The following is a 15,233-nucleotide window of genomic DNA, read 5'->3' on the forward strand; positions in this document are numbered from 1 at the left end:
TGCTGGTTGTGCGAGTGGATAATCATGGCAGTTGTTGCTCCAGCGGGCCGCCGAGGACTTTGAGGTATTCGAGCAGCGCCCAGCGTTCCTGGGGCAGCAGGCCGCGGCCGATGACCCCGTTGCCACGCTGGCCGGCACGGAATTCATGGCCGCTGTTGTGGTTGCCGGTGATGCGCGTATCGAACAGGAAGGCATTTTTGAACGCGTCGGTCTGAAAGCCCAGGTGGCGCGGGTCGTAGTCGAAGGTGCCTTTATAGAAGGTGGTGGCGCGCTCGTCCTGGGGCGAGAGCAACTGGTAGATCGTCGGCACCGAGCCGTTGTGCAAGAACGGCGGGGTGGCCCACACGCCGGCCAGCGGCCGCGCTTTGTAGGCGCGCAATTCGCGCACGCCGATGGGCAGGCCGTAACCGTCCAGGCGTGGGCGCTCGGCCGGGGTAACGCCGGCGGCGCGGTAGGCGTGGTCCTCAACGAAGGCGGTGACGTAGGCCAGGCCCTTGGCCACGGAGATTTTTTTCAGGTCCAGCGGTTCGGTGGGCGTGGGGTGCAACTCGACATTCAGTTTGGCCAGCTCCGCCGGGTCCCATTTCAAGGTGCTGAGGTCATAGCGCTGGTCGGCAATGTTGTTGGCGGCGCCAGGGTCGGTGCCGATGGCGTCCACCGGGAGCATCTTCAGTTGCTGTACCGGGCGGCCATTTTGCTGGGTGACGGCCGGCACATGGCAGCCGGCGCAGTTTTCGGCGAACAGTGCGCGGCCCTGGGCGGCGAGGGGCTTGTCGATGGCGCCGAACAGGTCTTCCGGCCAGGTCGGCGGCTTGAGGCGCTGCAGGGTTTCTTCGATCAGGTTCAGGTCGCGCACCCGCACGCTCGACGGGTAGCGCGCGTCGCCCTGAAGCGGTTGGCCGGCGTTGTCGAAGAAGCCCAGGGTGGCTCCCACGCCGAGGGCTTCGCCGATATTGCGCGCCATCGGTTGTTGCGCTGAACCGTTCCATTGCACCCAGTCGAACGTCCAGATATCCCACAGTTGCGGGTAGTCCACAGGCGCGTTGGCAACGCGGTAATTGTCCGGCGAAATCGCGTCGCCGAAGCTGGCGTTGGCGATGCGGCCGAAGGCATCGGTGCGCCCCGGGCCTTCTTCGGTGGGGTAGAGGCCGCGATGGGTGTCGTTCCAGGCGACTTTGAGGAACTGGTTCAGCGACTGTTTGAAGTCCTGGCGCAGCAGTTGTTCATTGTGAGTGTCGTAATCGTGGCCAAGCACCTTGCGGGCGAAGCGCTCGAATTTCCAGGGGTTGTAATACGTCGCGGCAAGGCTGGCCACCAGGGCCTGGCCGAAACTGCCGCCGCGCAAGGTCGGCACGCTGGACGGCAGCACGTGCTGGGCCGAACCGCCGTCGATGCGCAGGGCCTGGCCGTTGAAATGCAGTTCGCCGGTGTGGCAGGCGGCGCAGGTGATGTCCAGGTATTCGGTATTGTTGCCGGCATTCTTGTGCCGAGCGAAGCCGACCGGCAGGTTGCCGGGGTTTTGTGTGCTGGGCACTTGCTTGGGGTCGACCAGGAAGCCGAAGCGTGCCAGGTACTCCGGGGCGGCGAAGCGCTGTTCGGAAAACGGCAGTTCCAGCGCGGTGAACCAGTCGTAATGCAGGCCTTTTACCTGGGTGCCCTGGGGCGTGAAGTAATAGGTCTGGCGGTCGGCGGCACTCCATTGGTCCTGGTAGCGTACCTGTTCCACGGGCACGTAGTCCGGCAGCCTGGGGTTGACGGTGTAATAGAGCACCACCGCCAGGATCAGGCCCAGCAGGGCGAGAATCAGCAATAAAACACGGGAAAAAATGCGCAAGATAACTATCCTTGTCGAGTGATTGCGTTGTTATGCCACTACGCCACAGGTGCGGCAAGTGGCCATGGTCCTGCTGACAGGCAGTCCCGCGATCCGTCGCGGGCGCCCATCATGAATGAAAATGCGTTTAAACACGTGAACTTATCAGAAGTTTCCTGCTCAGATGCCGGTAGCCATTGGTCGTGGCCGCCTGATAAGCTCGCGACTTTATTCGATTGCCCTTTTGGCGCATGAACAAGGAAATAGCATGAAACAGCATCGGTTGGCGGCGGCGGTGGCCCTGGTTAGCCTGGTACTTGCGGGTTGTGATTCGCAGACCAGCGTAGAGCTGAAAACCCCGGCGCAGAAAGCTTCCTACGGTATCGGCCTGAACATGGGCAAAAGCCTTGCCCAAGAAGGCATGGATGACCTGGATTCCAAAGCGGTAGCCCAGGGCATTGAAGATGCCGTCGGCAAGAAAGAGCAGAAGCTGAAAGACGACGAACTGGTTGAAGCGTTTGCCGCACTGCAAAAGCGTGCTGAAGAACGCATGGCCAAAATGAGCGAAGAGTCGGCAGCCGCCGGCAAGAAATTCCTCGAAGACAACGCCAAGAAAGACGGTGTAGTCACCACGGCTTCCGGCCTGCAGTACAAGATCACCAAGAAAGCCGACGGCCCTCAGCCTAAGCCGACCGACGTAGTGACTGTTCACTACACCGGCAAGCTCACCAACGGCACCACCTTTGACAGCTCCGTGGATCGCGGCAGCCCGATTGACCTGCCGGTCAGCGGCGTGATTCCGGGTTGGGTCGAAGGCCTGCAACTGATGCACGTCGGCGAGAAGGTCGAGTTGTACATCCCGTCCGACCTGGCTTACGGTGCCCAGAGCCCGAGCCCGGCGATTCCGGCCAACTCCGTGCTGGTATTCGACCTGGAACTGCTGGGTATCAAGGACCCGGCCAAGGCTGAAGCTCCTGACGCACCAGCCGCCAAGAAGTAATCGGCGCCTGAACACCCAACGCCCCGTCTCGACGGGGCGTTGTTGTTTTTGCCGCACGCTTGCACACTCAAGCCTGTGCAAACCCAAACGAACGTCCGCAAGGTGCGGCAGTCTGATCAAGACTCGAGTGCAGGTAGCCGGACGCAAGCGCCAAGTCAATGAATTCTTGGGTTTTTTTGATGTGCGCAAAAAACGCCCGATCTGACTGAAGGCCTTGTAAACCGTGGCTCTCAGCGGTGAAAACCGGCTCTGTTCACAAGGTTATCCACAATTTGTGTGGATAACCTTCTCTGTCCCATGGAACTGGAGTGCCGAATGAAACCACCCTTCAATTTCGCCCGTTTTCTGCCCATGGCCGCGCGCTTGCTGGGGCGTGGGCGTTTGCCGACGCTGTTGTTCGCCGTGGCGGCCAAGGGCGCAAGCCAGGGCAACCGCCTCGGTAAGCTCAAGGATGACCTCAAGTTGCTCCAGGCCCTGTGCCTGGCCTACTGGCGGGGCGAGTACCGCGCGATCAGCCCGAAGGCGCTGGTGTCGGTCGTCGCAGGACTGATGTATTTCCTCAGTCCGATCGATGCGATACCGGACTTTATTCCCATGTTCGGCATGCTCGACGACATCGCCGTGCTGGCCTGGGTCATGAAGAGCCTGAGCGCCGAACTGAGCGCCTTTCGCGCCTGGCGTGAGGCGCAGCGTCCGGAAAAGCTCGCCGTGGTTGAGCGCCTGCCTGCGACGCCCGCGCTGCTGGCCCAGGAAAACCGGCAAAAAACCCCATGATACGGCGATCCCCCTGCGACCTTTGTGGCTGTTAGGATTACACTCCTTAGGAAAGCGCTTAAGGAAAGTGCTTACTTAGTAAGTGTTGTTATCCTACGGGGCTGTCATGGATATTCAGATAATTTCACGGGATGGCGAACCCGAATATGCGGTGTTGCCATGGGATCAGTACCAGGCGCTGCTAAAAGCCGCCGGTCAGCAGCAACCCGCACCAGCACCGTCTTCTACTGCCCACGCCGCGCCAGCCCAGGACCTGCACCCGCTTGCAGACCTGCGCGGCTTGCGCGAAGCCAAGGGCCTGGCTATTGAAGCCCTGGCCCGTACCGTGGGGATCAGCCCCTCGTACCTCGGATTGATCGAAAGTGGTGAACGCCAGCCGGATGCCGCGATCCGCCGCAGTCTGGCCTGGGAATTGGGCGTGGCAGGTTGGAGGGATGAATCTTGAGCCTACGTATCAGCCGTCAACACTGGGATGGGTTACTCCACGAACTGGACCAGGCGCGCCGCCAGCGCCACTTGCTGACTTACCGTGCGCTGCTGGAGCGCCTGCAATTTCCCACGCCGGCGATGCAGACCCTCACCGCCGCCCTGGAACATCTGGCGGCGCTGGATGCCAAGGCCGAGCAGCCATTGCGCAGTTCCCTGGTGATCAGCCAGGGTGCCAGCCGCCTGCCGCGTACCGGTTTTTTTGAATGCGTGGAGCGCCTGGGGCGTTTTTGCGGGCCTTCCGATGGCGTGGCCGCCGCGTCCTGGCACGCTTCGGAGGTGGTGCGCGTGTTCGAATACGAGTACCCGGAATCCGCCGAGGCTTAAACCGGCAGGGGCAGCATGTCCAGGCTGTCGATCACGTGGATGCTGTAACCGGCGATGTCCTTGGCATGGTGTTTAGCCTGGGACGCCAGCTCCGCCAACTGGCTGGCATCGAGTTGTCCACAGGCCTGTGGATACAAATGCACCACGCCGATGGACAGCGACAACAGAGCATATTCCTGGCGCACACCCTGGCGGTTCAAGGCCACAAAGCAGCCGGCGTCCAGATGTTCTGCGCGATAGAAGCGTCGGCATTGGGTGTGGAAATCGTCCAGCAGTTGATTGAGCCGTTTGCGCCAATCCTGCGGCCCGAGCACCAGCAAGAAGTCATCGCCGCCGATATGCCCGACAAAGTCGCGGCTGGGGTCGACCCGGTCATTCAGGCATTGCGCCAGGCACAGCAGCACTTCATCGCCTCGCCCGTAGCCATAGATGTCATTGAACGGCTTGAAGCTGTCGATATCCACGTAGCAAATCACCGACTCGCGTTGCTGCTGCAACAGTCGCGTCAGGCACTGCTGGATCGGCACGTTGCCCGGTAGCAGGGTCAACGGGTTGGCGTAGCGCGCCTGCTGGATCTTCAGCTCGGTGATCAGCTTGAGCACATCGATCACCCGGCCCAGGCCGAGGTAGTCGCCGTTCAGCGTGATGATGAAGTCTTCCTCGATGCGTTGGCGGGCGCGGCTGGTCAGCAGCCGGCTGACCTGTTGCAGGGACTGGCTCAACTCCACCGCGAGAAAATCATCGCTCATCAGGCGGCTGATCGGCTTGCGCGCGAACAGGTCGGTGGCGAAGGGTTTGAGCAGGGCGTCGGACAACGAATGGCGATGCACAATCCCGACCGGCCGGTCGCGCCCATCCAGTACCGCCAGGGAGTTGAGGTTGGCCTGGCGGCGGAAGGACTCCAGCACCTGGGCGGTGGCGGTGTCCTGATTCACTGCCGGCTGCTCGTTGAGCAGGGCGCTGAGGTCACTGCCTTCTTCGCTGAGGGCAATGTTGGCGTTATCGGGTTTGGGTAGCATCAGGCGCGCTTCCTGCGGCGGGTGTTCTTGGGGACGACAGAGCAAATAACCCTGGACCAGGTCGACCCCCATCTCGGTCAGCACCGCCAGCTCTTCCGGCAGCTCGATGCCTTCGGCAATCACCTGGGCGCGCGACGCCCGGGCGATCTGCAGGATAGAACCGACAAATTCGCGCTTGAGCGCGTCCTGGTGGATGCCGTCGATAAAGTGCCGATCGATCTTCACGTAATCCGGACGCAGTTCCGACCACAAGCGCAGGCTGGAATACCCCGCGCCCAAGTCGTCGAGCGCGATGGCGAAACCCATGTCGCGGTAGTGATGCAGGGCGGTTTGCAGCAGGTCGAAATCGTCGGTGGGCGACTGCTCGGTGAGTTCGATCACCACTTGGCTGGGGGGGATGCCGAAGTCCCGCAGCAGTTGCAGGGTGCGGCCCGGTTGGTGCGCGGTTTCCATCAGGGATTCCGGCGAGATATTGAGAAACAGCTTGCCCGGCAACTTCTGCTCGCTGAAGCGTCGGCATGCGCTTTCGCGGCAGGCTATTTCCAGTTCGCTGAGGCGCCCGGCATGGCCGGCCACGGCAAACAGGGCGACCGGGGAGTGCAGCGGGCTGTTGGACGGGCCACGGCTGAGGGCTTCGTAGCCGAGGATACGCCGCTCGGACAGACAGATGATCGGTTGGAACAGGCTGTGCAAACTGCCTTGAGCCAGGATAGAGCCCAATGCATTCAGCTGTTCGGTCATGGTCATGGCGATCTCGATCGAAAAAAAAGGACCGCAGGCGGTGAGCCGACGGTCCTTTATTTCACGACAGAATGATGTCTATATGATGACACTCTGCGGAGCGATCACATTAAATAGCCATCATTTACTGCTTGGCCACCTGTTTGGTCACTTTCAGGTAGTCCAGCAGAATCCGGCCTGTCTCGGCCAGGTAGGCGTCGTCTTCCGGCTTGGTTTTATCCGCCTCGGCTGGCAGCGCGTCTTCATCTTCTTTCTTCAGTTCCTTGAGTGGGTCTTCGCCCTTGGCCTTGCGGCGGACGTTTTCCAGCACCAGTTGCTGATTCTCGATGTCGGCGTGCTGCTTGCGACGATCCACTTCATTGAGGCTGACGGATTTTTCTTCCATCAGCTTCTTGGCCAGGGCCAGCTTGTCGCGGATGAACACGAACTCGGCATCCTTGGCGGAGCGGGTGTCGTGGTCAGCCTTCAACTGCGCCAGGAATGGCTTGAACGGGTCCGACGCGGGCTTGATCGCAGGACGGATGGTGTCCCACGGCATGGCCTCGGGCAGGGCGCTCTCGCCGATTTCCTTGGTGTCGATGATCGACGGGAAGTCGATGTCCGGCAGCACGCCCTGATGCTGGGTGCTCTGCCCGGAAACCCGGTAGAACTTGGCCAGGGTCAGTTTCAGCTCGCCATGGTTCAGCGGCTGGATGGTCTGCACGGTGCCTTTGCCGAAGGTCTGGCCGCCGATGATCAAGGCGCGGTGATAGTCCTGCATGGCGCCGGCGAAAATCTCCGAGGCCGAGGCCGACAGGCGGTTGACCAGCAACGCCATCGGGCCTTTGTAGAAGGCGCCCGGGTTCTCGTCTTCGAGCACGTCGACACGGCCGTCAGCGTTGCGCACCAACACGGTCGGACCCTTGTCGATAAACAGGCTGGTCAGCTCGGTGGCTTCCTGCAGGGAGCCGCCGCCGTTGTTGCGCAGGTCGATGACCACGCCGTCGACTTTTTCTTTCTGCAGCTCGGTCAGGATCTTCTTAACGTCGCGCGTGGTGCTCTTGTAGTCCGGATCGCCGGCCCGGAAGGCCTTGAAGTCCAGGTAGAAGGCCGGGATTTCAATTACGCCCAGCTTGTAGTCCTTGCCATCCTGCTTGAGGTTGAGGACTTTTTTCTGCACGGCCTGGTCTTCGAGCTTCACCGCTTCACGGGTGATGGACACGATCTTGCTGGTCTGGTCGTTCGGCGCATTGGTGTGCGGAATCACTTCCAGGCGCACCACGCTGCCTTTCGGCCCACGGATCAGCTTGACCACTTCGTCCAGGCGCCAGCCGACCACATCGACCATCTCTTTGTCGGCCTGGGCCACGCCGATGATCTTGTCGGCAGGGGCGACCTGCTTGGTCTTGTCTGCCGGACCGGCCGGTACCAGACGCACGATTTTCACCTGGTCATTGTCGCTTTGCAGGACGGCACCGATGCCTTCCAGCGACAGACTCATGTTGATATCGAAATTTTCCGCGTTATCCGGCGACAGATAATTGGTGTGCGGATCGTAGGACATCGCGAAGGTGTTGATGTAGGCCTGGAAGATATCTTCGGCACGGGTCTGGTCCAGACGTGCCAGCTGATTCTTGTAGCGCTTGGTCAACAGCTCTTGAATGGCCTTCGGCTCTTTGCCGGCGATCTTCAGGCGCAGCACTTCGTCCTTGACGCGTTTGCGCCACAGGTCATCCAGGGCGGCGGTGCTGGTCAGCCAAGGGGCGTCCTTGCGATCCACCAGAAGGCTTTCCTTCTCGGTGAAGTCGAACTTGTCGATGCCTTTGTCCAATTCACCCAGGGCGAAGTCCAGACGCGCTTTGACGCGGTCCAGGTAACGCTTGTAGATGGTGAACCCGGGCTGCAGGTCGCCGCTCTTGAGGAAGTCGTCGAACTGGGTCTTCCACTTGTCGAACTCAGCGATGTCGCTGGCCAGGAAGTAGCTGCGCGACGGGTCCAGCAGCTTGAGGTAGCTGTCATAGATGATCACCGAGCGAGCGTCGTCCAGCGGCGGCTTGCTGTAGTGATGACGCTTGAGCAACTCGACGACGTTAAGGCTGGCAATCACCTCATCGCGATCAGGCTGAAGATTGTCCCAGCTGTTGGCTGCGAACGTATTGGTCGACATCGACGACAAGCCGAGACCAATGAAAAGAGCTAGGGCGGTGCTTGGGAACAAATGCTTCATGCTGATTCGACGCGGGGGCAATTGATAACGCATATTAGGCCGTCTTTGAAGTCGCCGGTTCCATTTGGGCCGGTCGCATAATGCAAAAAGCCCGGCGATACAGCTACGGGCTCAGTCCAGACTCACTATGGAGGCACTGTGAAAGCATTGCAAGGCGTTGAAGGTCATGTGGAGTGGTTGGAAGAGCCAAGTCCTACATGCGATGTAGGTCAGGTTCGCATTCGGGTGGCGGCTGCGGGCCTCAATCGTGCCGATTTATTGCAGCGTGCGGGGCTGTATCCGCCGCCGCCGGGCGTCAGCAAGGTGTTGGGCCTGGAGTGTTCCGGGGTGATCAGCGAGGTCGGCGCGGGTTCGTCCTGGCAGGTCGGCGACCGCGTCTGCGCGCTGCTGGCCGGCGGCGGCATGGCCGAGGAAGTGGTGGTGGACGCCCGTCACGTGCTGCCGGTGCCGGAAGGCCTGTCGTTGATCGAAGCGGCGGCATTGCCCGAGGTGTATAGCACCGCGTGGTTGAACCTGTTCCAACTGGCGGGCGTCAAGCCCGGCGAGAAGGTGTTGCTGCATGCCGGCGCCAGTGGCGTGGGTTCGGCGGCGATCCAGTTGTGCAAGGCATTCGGCAGCCCGTGCTGGGTCAGTGTCGGCTCGGCGGATCGGTTGGCCTACTGTGAAGCCCTCGGCGCCCAGGGCGGCGTGGTCCGCACGGACGGTATCGAAGGGCTGCGGGATTTCGGGCCGTTCGACGTCATCCTCGACCCGGTCGGCGCCAGCTACGCGGCGCTGGACCTCAAGTTGCTGGCCCTGGACGGTCGTTGGGTGCTGATCGGCCTGATGGGCGGGCGCGAGGCGCAACTGGACCTGGCGCAGGTGCTGGGCAAGCGAGTGCAACTGCTGGGCTCGACCCTGCGCAGCCGTGACGATCAGTTCAAGGCCGACCTGTTCAGTGACCTGAGCCAGCATGTCTGGCCGTTGTTTGCCGAAGGCCGCTTGAGCCCGCAACTGGCCAAGACCTTCCCGATCAACGATGCCGAGGCGGCGTTTGCTGAGCTGGCGACCAACCAGATTTCCGGCAAGTTGGTGTTGGTGATCGACGACAGCCTGACCTGACCCCGAATTGGAATGTGGTCAATGTGGGAGGGGGCTTGCCCCCGATGACGGTGTGTCAGTGAAGAATATTTCATCTGATACACCGCCATCGGGGGCAAGCCCCCTCCCACATTTGGATTTTGGTCGAATCAGGCCCAGCGGTGGACCGGCCAGCCGGCTTTTTCGGCGTGCTCGCGCAATACCGGGTCGGGGTTCACCACCTGCGGGTTATCCACCTTCAGCAGCAGCGGCAGATCATTGCGCGAATCCGAATAGAAGTACGCGCCTTCCAGGGTTTCCCCTTCCTGCTCCAGCCATTCGAGCAAACGGGTGATCTTGCCTTCGCGGTAGGTCAGGACGCCGACGGTACGGCCGCTGTACACGCCGTGGCTGACATCCAGCTCGATCCCCAACACTTCGTCGATGCCGATACGCGCCGCAATTGGCGTGACCAAGTGGGTGCCCGACGCGGAAATCACCAGCACCCGGTCGCCGTTCGCGCGGTGGCGGGCGATGGTGCGGGTGGCGTCGCTGTAGATCAGCGGTTCGATCACGTCCTCGACCCAGGGCTCCACCAGGTGCTCGATCTCCTCCGGCGTGCGGCCGATCATCGGCTCCAGGCTGAAGTCCATGAACTCTTCCATGGCCAGCTTGCCCTGGCTGTAGGCGTCCATCAGTTCGTTGTTCTTGCGCATGAACGACTCGGGGTCGACCCAGGCCAGGCGGCCCATCTGCTCGCTCCACAGGGTGGCGCAGTCGCCGTGGATCAGGGTGTCGTCCAAATCAAAAATTACCAATGCCATCCGTCACACTCTCTTAAAAAATCACTGCTGCTCAGGCTACTTCACACAGTGCGCTCGGGTCGATGGAAAGTGCCAGGCGCTGGCCGTCGGGGTGCAGATCGTCCGCCGAGCGGTTGAGCACGTCCACCACCAATTCCACGCCGCGCGCTTCGATACGGTAGCGAATCACGTTGCCCAGCAGGCTGTGGCTGCGCACCAGGGCGTCGAGTTCGCCGCTGCGGCTCAGTTCGATGGCTTCCGGGCGAATCGCGATGCGCCCGCTGATCGGCCGTTGCAGCAGTTGGCTGGCCTTGTCCGCGTCGAGCAGGTTGTAGTTGCCGATAAACCCGGCGGCAAACACATCCACCGGCGCGGTGTAGAGGGTTTCGGCATCGCCGCTTTGCACGATCTTGCCCTGGTTCATCAGGAAGATCCGGTCGGACATGGTCAGCGCTTCTTCCTGGTCATGGGTCACGAAAATCGTGGTCAGGCCCAACTCGCGCTGGATCTGGCGGATCTGCTCGCGCAGGTGCTTGCGGATGCGCGCATCCAGCGCCGACAGCGGTTCATCCAGCAGCAACAGGCGCGGGCGGGTCACCAGGGAGCGGGCGAGGGCCACGCGCTGGCACTGGCCGCCGGACATCTGGTGCGGGTAGCGCCCGGCCAGCTCCTTGAGCTCCACCAGTTGCAGCACGTCCTGCACGCGTTTGTGGCTGTCGTCGGCGTTGACCTTTTGCATGCGCAGGCCGAAGGCGACGTTTTGTTCCACGGTCATGTTGGGGAACAGCGCATAGCTCTGGAACACCATGCCGATCTGCCGTTTCTGCGGGCTCAAGGGCACGATGTCGTGGCCGTCGAGGAGGATCTGGCCACTGTCGACCGAGGTCAGGCCGGCGATGCAGCGCAGCAAGGTGGACTTGCCGCAGCCGGACGGGCCGAGCAGGGTGACGAATTCGCCCTTGGCGATCTCGCAGTTGATGTCACTGAACACCGGGGTGCCGGCGTAGCCTTTTTGCAGGTGTTGGACGCTGACGAAGCTCATTGGCTTTTGTCCTTGTTCAAGATGTTGGCGGCCCAGGTCAGCACCAGCACAAAGAAGAAATAGGAAATGACCACGGCACTGGTGAAGTGGCCGCTGCTGTTGCGCATGTTGTTCAGGTACACCTGCAGGGTTTCGTAGCGCGTGCCCACGAGGATATTGGCGAACACGAACTCACCGAACAGGAACGAAAACGACAGCAGCAACGCCACCATCAGGCCCTTGCGCAGGTTGGGCAGCACCACCAGGATCGCTGCCTGCCAGGTGCTGGCGCCGAGCAGTTGCGCGGCGTCCATCAGGTCGCGCAGGTTGATGGCTTGCAGGTTGTTGGTGATCGCGCGGTACATGAATGGCAGCGCCACGGTGAAGTAGCAGCCGATCAGAATCCACGGCGTCCCCACCATCGCCAGCGGCCCGGAGCCATAGAGTTGCAGCAGGCCCACCGACGACACCACCGGCGGCACCGCGAACGGCAGCAGGATCAGGATGTTCATCAACGCGTCGAGCCTGGGGAAGTGGTAATGCACCACGAACAGCAGCGGCAGGATCAGCACCACCGACAAAATCAACGCGCCCACGCACACCAGCAGGGACTGGCCGAAAGCCATCAGAAAGCGCGGGTCGCTCCACAGTTGCACGTACCACTTCACGGTAAAGCCGGCCGGCAAGATCGTCGCCGACCAGCTGCTGGCAATGGAGTAGACAAAGGTGCCGATCAGCGGCAGCACCAGGATCGCGAACAACAGGTACACCACCACCCGGTGGTAGAGAGAGGCCGGGCCGGCTTCAGCGCGAGACATGGTAGCTCCTCTTGAGCAGCAATTGATGGACCACGGTGACCACGGTCATCAGCGCCACCAGCACCACGGCCAGGGCGCTGGCCATGTTCGGGTCCAGGGAGATGTCGCCGGACACCATCGCCGCGATCCGGATCGGCAATACGTTGAAATTGCCGGTGGTCAGCGCGTAGACCGTGGCGTAGGCGCCGAGGGCGTTGGCCAGCAGGATCACGAAGGTGCCGAGCAGCGCGGGGGTCAGCACCGGCAGGCCGATGTGGCGCCAGAACTGCCAGCCGTTGGCACCCAGCAGGGCGGCGGACTCGCGCCAGTCTTCGCGCAACGCATCGAAGGCCGGGTAGAGCAGCAGCACGCCCAGCGGGATCTGGAAGTAGGTGTAGAGAATGATCAGGCCGGTCTTGGAGTACAGGTTGAAGTCCTGAATGATCCCGGCCTGCTTGAGCATGATGGTGATGCTGCCGTTGAAACCGAGCAGGATGATGAAGGCAAAGGCCAGGGGCACGCCGGCGAAGTTGCTGGTCATGTTGGCGAAGGCGGTGACGAAGTTGCGCAGCGGCGAGTCCACGCGGCGCAACGAGTAGCTGCCGAGCACCGAAATGATGATGCCGAACACGCTGGAGTAGAAGCTGATCTCCAGGCTGTACTGGATCGCCTGCAGGTAGAACTTCGAACTGAAGATTTTGCTGAAGTTGGCCAGGCCCCAGCCGAACTCTTCCGATTGCAGGCTGTTGATCATCACCCACGCCAGCGGGGCAATTTCAAACACGATGAAGAACAGCGCGAAGGGCATCAGGCAGAGGATCGCCAGCCATTTGCTGCGGGTCATGGCGCTCACTTCAACAGCTCCCGGCAGACAGGTTTGTCGTGGGGCACGCCCAGCAACGCGCAGACGGTGCCGCACAGCTCGGTTTGCCTGGGCGTGGCGTCGGGATCGAAGGTGAAGGCCGAGCCGATCACGAACAGCGGCACTTCGCGTTCTTCCGGCAGCAGGCCGTTGTGGGAGCGGTCGTTGTTCATGCCGTGGTCGGCGGTCACCAGCACCTGATAGCCGGCGTCGAGCCAGCCTTGCAGGTAGTCGGCCAGGAGGATGTCGGCCGAGCGTGCGCTGTTGCGGTATTGCGCGCTGTCGAGGCCGTGCTTGTGACCGGCGTCGTCGATGTTCATCGGGTGGACGACCAGCAGGTTCGGCGCGTGTCTGCAGCGCAGGCTTTCTGCGTCGGCGAACAGGTGCGAATCCGGGTAGTGGTCCTGCCAGTAGAAGTGCCCGTGCTGGATCGCCAGGGTCTTGTCGTCGGTATGCCGGTCACGGGCGGCGATAAAGGGCGTGCGGTTATACAACTCGCTGACCCAGTGATAGGCCGCCGCGGCGGTGGTGAGACCGGCGTCGCGGGCGTAATGGAACAGGCTGCGCTGGTTGGACAGGCGCGACACATGGTTGTGGGTGATGCCGCTGTCGATCGGCGGCACGCCAGTGAAGATGCATTCGTAGAGCGGCCGGGAGAGTGACGGCAGTTCACATTCGAGTTTGTAGAGGGCTGCGCGTCCTGCGCCGACGTAGGCTTGCAGATGCCCCATGGCATGACGGGCAACCTCGAAGTTCAGGCCGTCGAGCACCACAAGGATGACGTTGTGCTTCATAGGGGGAGACGCTCCGCAACAGATGGGTTTGGATCGGGTTTGCGGTTGGGACCGGAACAAATGTGGGAGCAGGCAAGCCTGCTCCCACACTGACCGCATCTACAGCTCAGGCATTACTGCATATTGATGATGACTTCTTCCTGCCACTTCTGCGGCAGTGCCTTGGAGCTCTTCTCCCAGGCGTCGGCATCCTTGATCGGGGTGACGTGCTTGTATTGCTCGTTCGGCAGCAGCTTGTCCTGCACTTCCTTCGGCAACGTCAGGTGTTCGGCGCGAATCGGCCGCGCATTGCCCTTGGCCAGGTTGATCTGGCCGGCGTCGCTGAAGATGTATTCGCGGGCCAGTTTGGCGGCGTTCGGGTGCTTGGCGTATTTATTGATGATGGTGGTGTAGCCGGAAATCACCGAACCGTCCGATGGGATCAGCACCACGTAGTCATCCGGGTTGGCCATCTTGGCTCTGTAGCTCAAACCGTTGAAATCCCAGACTACGCCGACTTCCACTTCGCCCTTTTCCATGGTGGCGATGGTCGGGTTGGCGAGGGACAGGCGACCTTGCTTGGCGATGTCGGCGAACATCAGCAGGGCCGGCTGCAGGTTTTTCTCGTCGCCCTTGTTGGCGATGGCGGCGGCCAGCACACCGTTGGCGGCTTGGGCGGCGGTGCTCACGTCACCGATGGAGACCTTGTATTTGCCGCTCTTCAAGTCAGCCCAGCTGGTTGGTACGTCCGAGCCGTGCAGCAGCTTTTTGTTGACGATAAAGGCGATGGTGCCGGTGTAGGCCAGCGCCCAGTTGCCGTCTTTATCTTTCGCCCAATCCGGGACCTGGGCCCAGGTGCTTGGTTTGTAAGGCTGGACCACGCCCTGTTTCACCGCGATCGGGCCGAAGGCCGCGCCGACGTCGCCGATATCGGCACTGGCGTTGTCTTTCTCGGCGGCGAACTTGGCGATTTCCTGGGCCGAGCTCATGTCGGTGTCGATGTGCTTGAGGCCGTAGGTCTTGGCCAGGTCATCCCAGGTGCCTTTCCAGTTGGCCCAGTCATCGGGCATGCCGACGCTGTTGACGGCGCCTTCCGCTTTTGCGGCGGCTTCGAGCGTTTTTAGATCGGTATCAGCGGCCATGGCGGCGGTGCACATGGCAATGGTCGAGCCTAACAGTGATGCCAGGAAAAGCTGTTTCATCCGAAGCTCCTTTGGGCGTTTTCAACGCGGCGTTTTATATGAACGTTAGCGGTGGTGTTGGTCTAGGTCAGCAATACCTGAGCCAATCTAGGCGGGATGGATGACAGTTTCATGTCGATGTCGTTTTTGAAGCGCCGATGTCGCTCGGTGCAGGTTTAGCGTAGACCATGCCCAAGCGCCCGCAGGCCTTGGACTTGGCCGACGGATTGCAGGGTTTGTCACGAGGCTCGACCGGGGTTGTCATCTGTCGGTCATCTGCAATGCCTAGGCTGGCATGCAGTGATACAAGCCCATTTATTGAGCGGTTTATGCACCTGAACGGTGCTGGTCTAGTCCAGATAGGTAACGTT

General features: G+C 61.4%; 14 protein-coding genes. 5 read left to right on the top strand and 9 right to left on the bottom strand.

Translation table 11 applies throughout. From position 1 onward, the window contains the following. Positions 1–22: 22 nt before the first annotated feature. Entirely contained in the window at positions 23–1,834 is a 1,812-nt protein-coding gene (locus C8K66_RS05980) for a di-heme-cytochrome C peroxidase (protein ID WP_108524449.1), read from the bottom strand. A 247-nt stretch (positions 1,835–2,081) separates the two neighbouring features. Between C8K66_RS05980 and C8K66_RS05985 the strand changes: the two genes are divergently transcribed. The 4 genes from C8K66_RS05985 to C8K66_RS06000 all read left to right on the top strand — a co-directional run bounded on the left by C8K66_RS05985 (position 2,082) and on the right by C8K66_RS06000 (position 4,400). Continuing rightward, positions 2,082–2,813 (top strand): FKBP-type peptidyl-prolyl cis-trans isomerase, encoded by a 732-nt coding sequence (locus tag C8K66_RS05985; protein ID WP_017846882.1) that lies wholly within the window; start codon positions 2,082–2,084, stop codon positions 2,811–2,813. A gap of 315 nt (positions 2,814–3,128) precedes the next feature. After that, positions 3,129–3,587, top strand: coding sequence for a YkvA family protein (locus tag C8K66_RS05990; protein WP_017846883.1), 459 nt, complete (start codon positions 3,129–3,131; stop codon positions 3,585–3,587). Positions 3,588–3,693: 106 nt separating this feature from the next. Further along, positions 3,694–4,032: a helix-turn-helix transcriptional regulator gene (locus C8K66_RS05995; RefSeq protein ID WP_046385332.1), complete on the top strand. Its 339-nt coding sequence runs from the start codon at positions 3,694–3,696 to the stop codon at positions 4,030–4,032. Further along, positions 4,029–4,400, top strand: a complete 372-nt coding sequence (locus C8K66_RS06000) for a hypothetical protein (protein ID WP_017846885.1) — start codon at positions 4,029–4,031, stop codon at positions 4,398–4,400. Before C8K66_RS05995 ends, C8K66_RS06000 begins: the two co-directional genes overlap by 4 nt. Here C8K66_RS06000 and C8K66_RS06005 read toward each other — a convergent pair. Together C8K66_RS06005 and C8K66_RS06010 are read right to left on the bottom strand one after the other, a co-directional pair. Continuing rightward, positions 4,397–6,166, bottom strand: a complete 1,770-nt coding sequence (locus C8K66_RS06005) for a bifunctional diguanylate cyclase/phosphodiesterase (RefSeq protein ID WP_057005839.1) — start codon at positions 6,164–6,166, stop codon at positions 4,397–4,399. The genes C8K66_RS06000 and C8K66_RS06005 overlap by 4 nt on opposite strands. Positions 6,167–6,284: 118 nt before the next feature. Beyond that, on the bottom strand, positions 6,285–8,366 hold the full coding sequence (locus tag C8K66_RS06010; protein ID WP_169850794.1) for a carboxy terminal-processing peptidase: 2,082 nt from the start codon (positions 8,364–8,366) through the stop codon (positions 6,285–6,287). 138 nt (positions 8,367–8,504) lie between these two features. Here C8K66_RS06010 and C8K66_RS06015 point away from each other — a divergent pair, with 138 nt between their 5' ends. After that, a complete protein-coding gene (locus tag C8K66_RS06015; protein WP_026140008.1) occupies positions 8,505–9,467 on the top strand; it encodes a zinc-binding dehydrogenase in 963 nt (320 codons plus the stop codon). Positions 9,468–9,595: 128 nt separating this feature from the next. On the opposite strand, the gene C8K66_RS06020 is transcribed toward C8K66_RS06015, so the two are convergent. From C8K66_RS06020 to C8K66_RS06045, 6 genes are all read right to left on the bottom strand, one after another. Continuing rightward, the gene (locus C8K66_RS06020) at positions 9,596–10,249 is read right to left on the bottom strand and encodes an HAD family phosphatase (protein ID WP_017846889.1); all 654 of its coding nucleotides are present in this window, start codon (positions 10,247–10,249) and stop codon (positions 9,596–9,598) included. A 31-nt stretch (positions 10,250–10,280) separates the two neighbouring features. After that, positions 10,281–11,270 carry an ABC transporter ATP-binding protein gene (locus C8K66_RS06025; protein ID WP_057005837.1) on the bottom strand — a complete coding sequence of 330 codons (990 nt, stop codon included), beginning with the start codon at positions 11,268–11,270 and terminating at the stop codon, positions 10,281–10,283. Then, positions 11,267–12,067, bottom strand: coding sequence for an ABC transporter permease (locus C8K66_RS06030; RefSeq protein ID WP_017846891.1), 801 nt, complete (start codon positions 12,065–12,067; stop codon positions 11,267–11,269). Before C8K66_RS06030 ends, C8K66_RS06025 begins: the two co-directional genes overlap by 4 nt. Beyond that, positions 12,054–12,890: an ABC transporter permease subunit gene (locus C8K66_RS06035; RefSeq protein WP_164887057.1), complete on the bottom strand. Its 837-nt coding sequence runs from the start codon at positions 12,888–12,890 to the stop codon at positions 12,054–12,056. Before C8K66_RS06035 ends, C8K66_RS06030 begins: the two co-directional genes overlap by 14 nt. 5 nt (positions 12,891–12,895) lie before the next feature. Beyond that, complete coding sequence (locus tag C8K66_RS06040) at positions 12,896–13,702, bottom strand: alkaline phosphatase family protein (protein ID WP_057005836.1); 807 nt, start codon at positions 13,700–13,702, stop codon at positions 12,896–12,898. A 113-nt stretch (positions 13,703–13,815) separates the two neighbouring features. Next, complete coding sequence (locus C8K66_RS06045) at positions 13,816–14,883, bottom strand: ABC transporter substrate-binding protein (RefSeq protein WP_046491055.1); 1,068 nt, start codon at positions 14,881–14,883, stop codon at positions 13,816–13,818. Positions 14,884–15,233: the final 350 nt, after the last annotated feature.

The organism is Pseudomonas sp. GV105, from assembly GCF_003058185.1.
GTDB classification, from domain to species: domain Bacteria; phylum Pseudomonadota; class Gammaproteobacteria; order Pseudomonadales; family Pseudomonadaceae; genus Aquipseudomonas; species Aquipseudomonas veronii.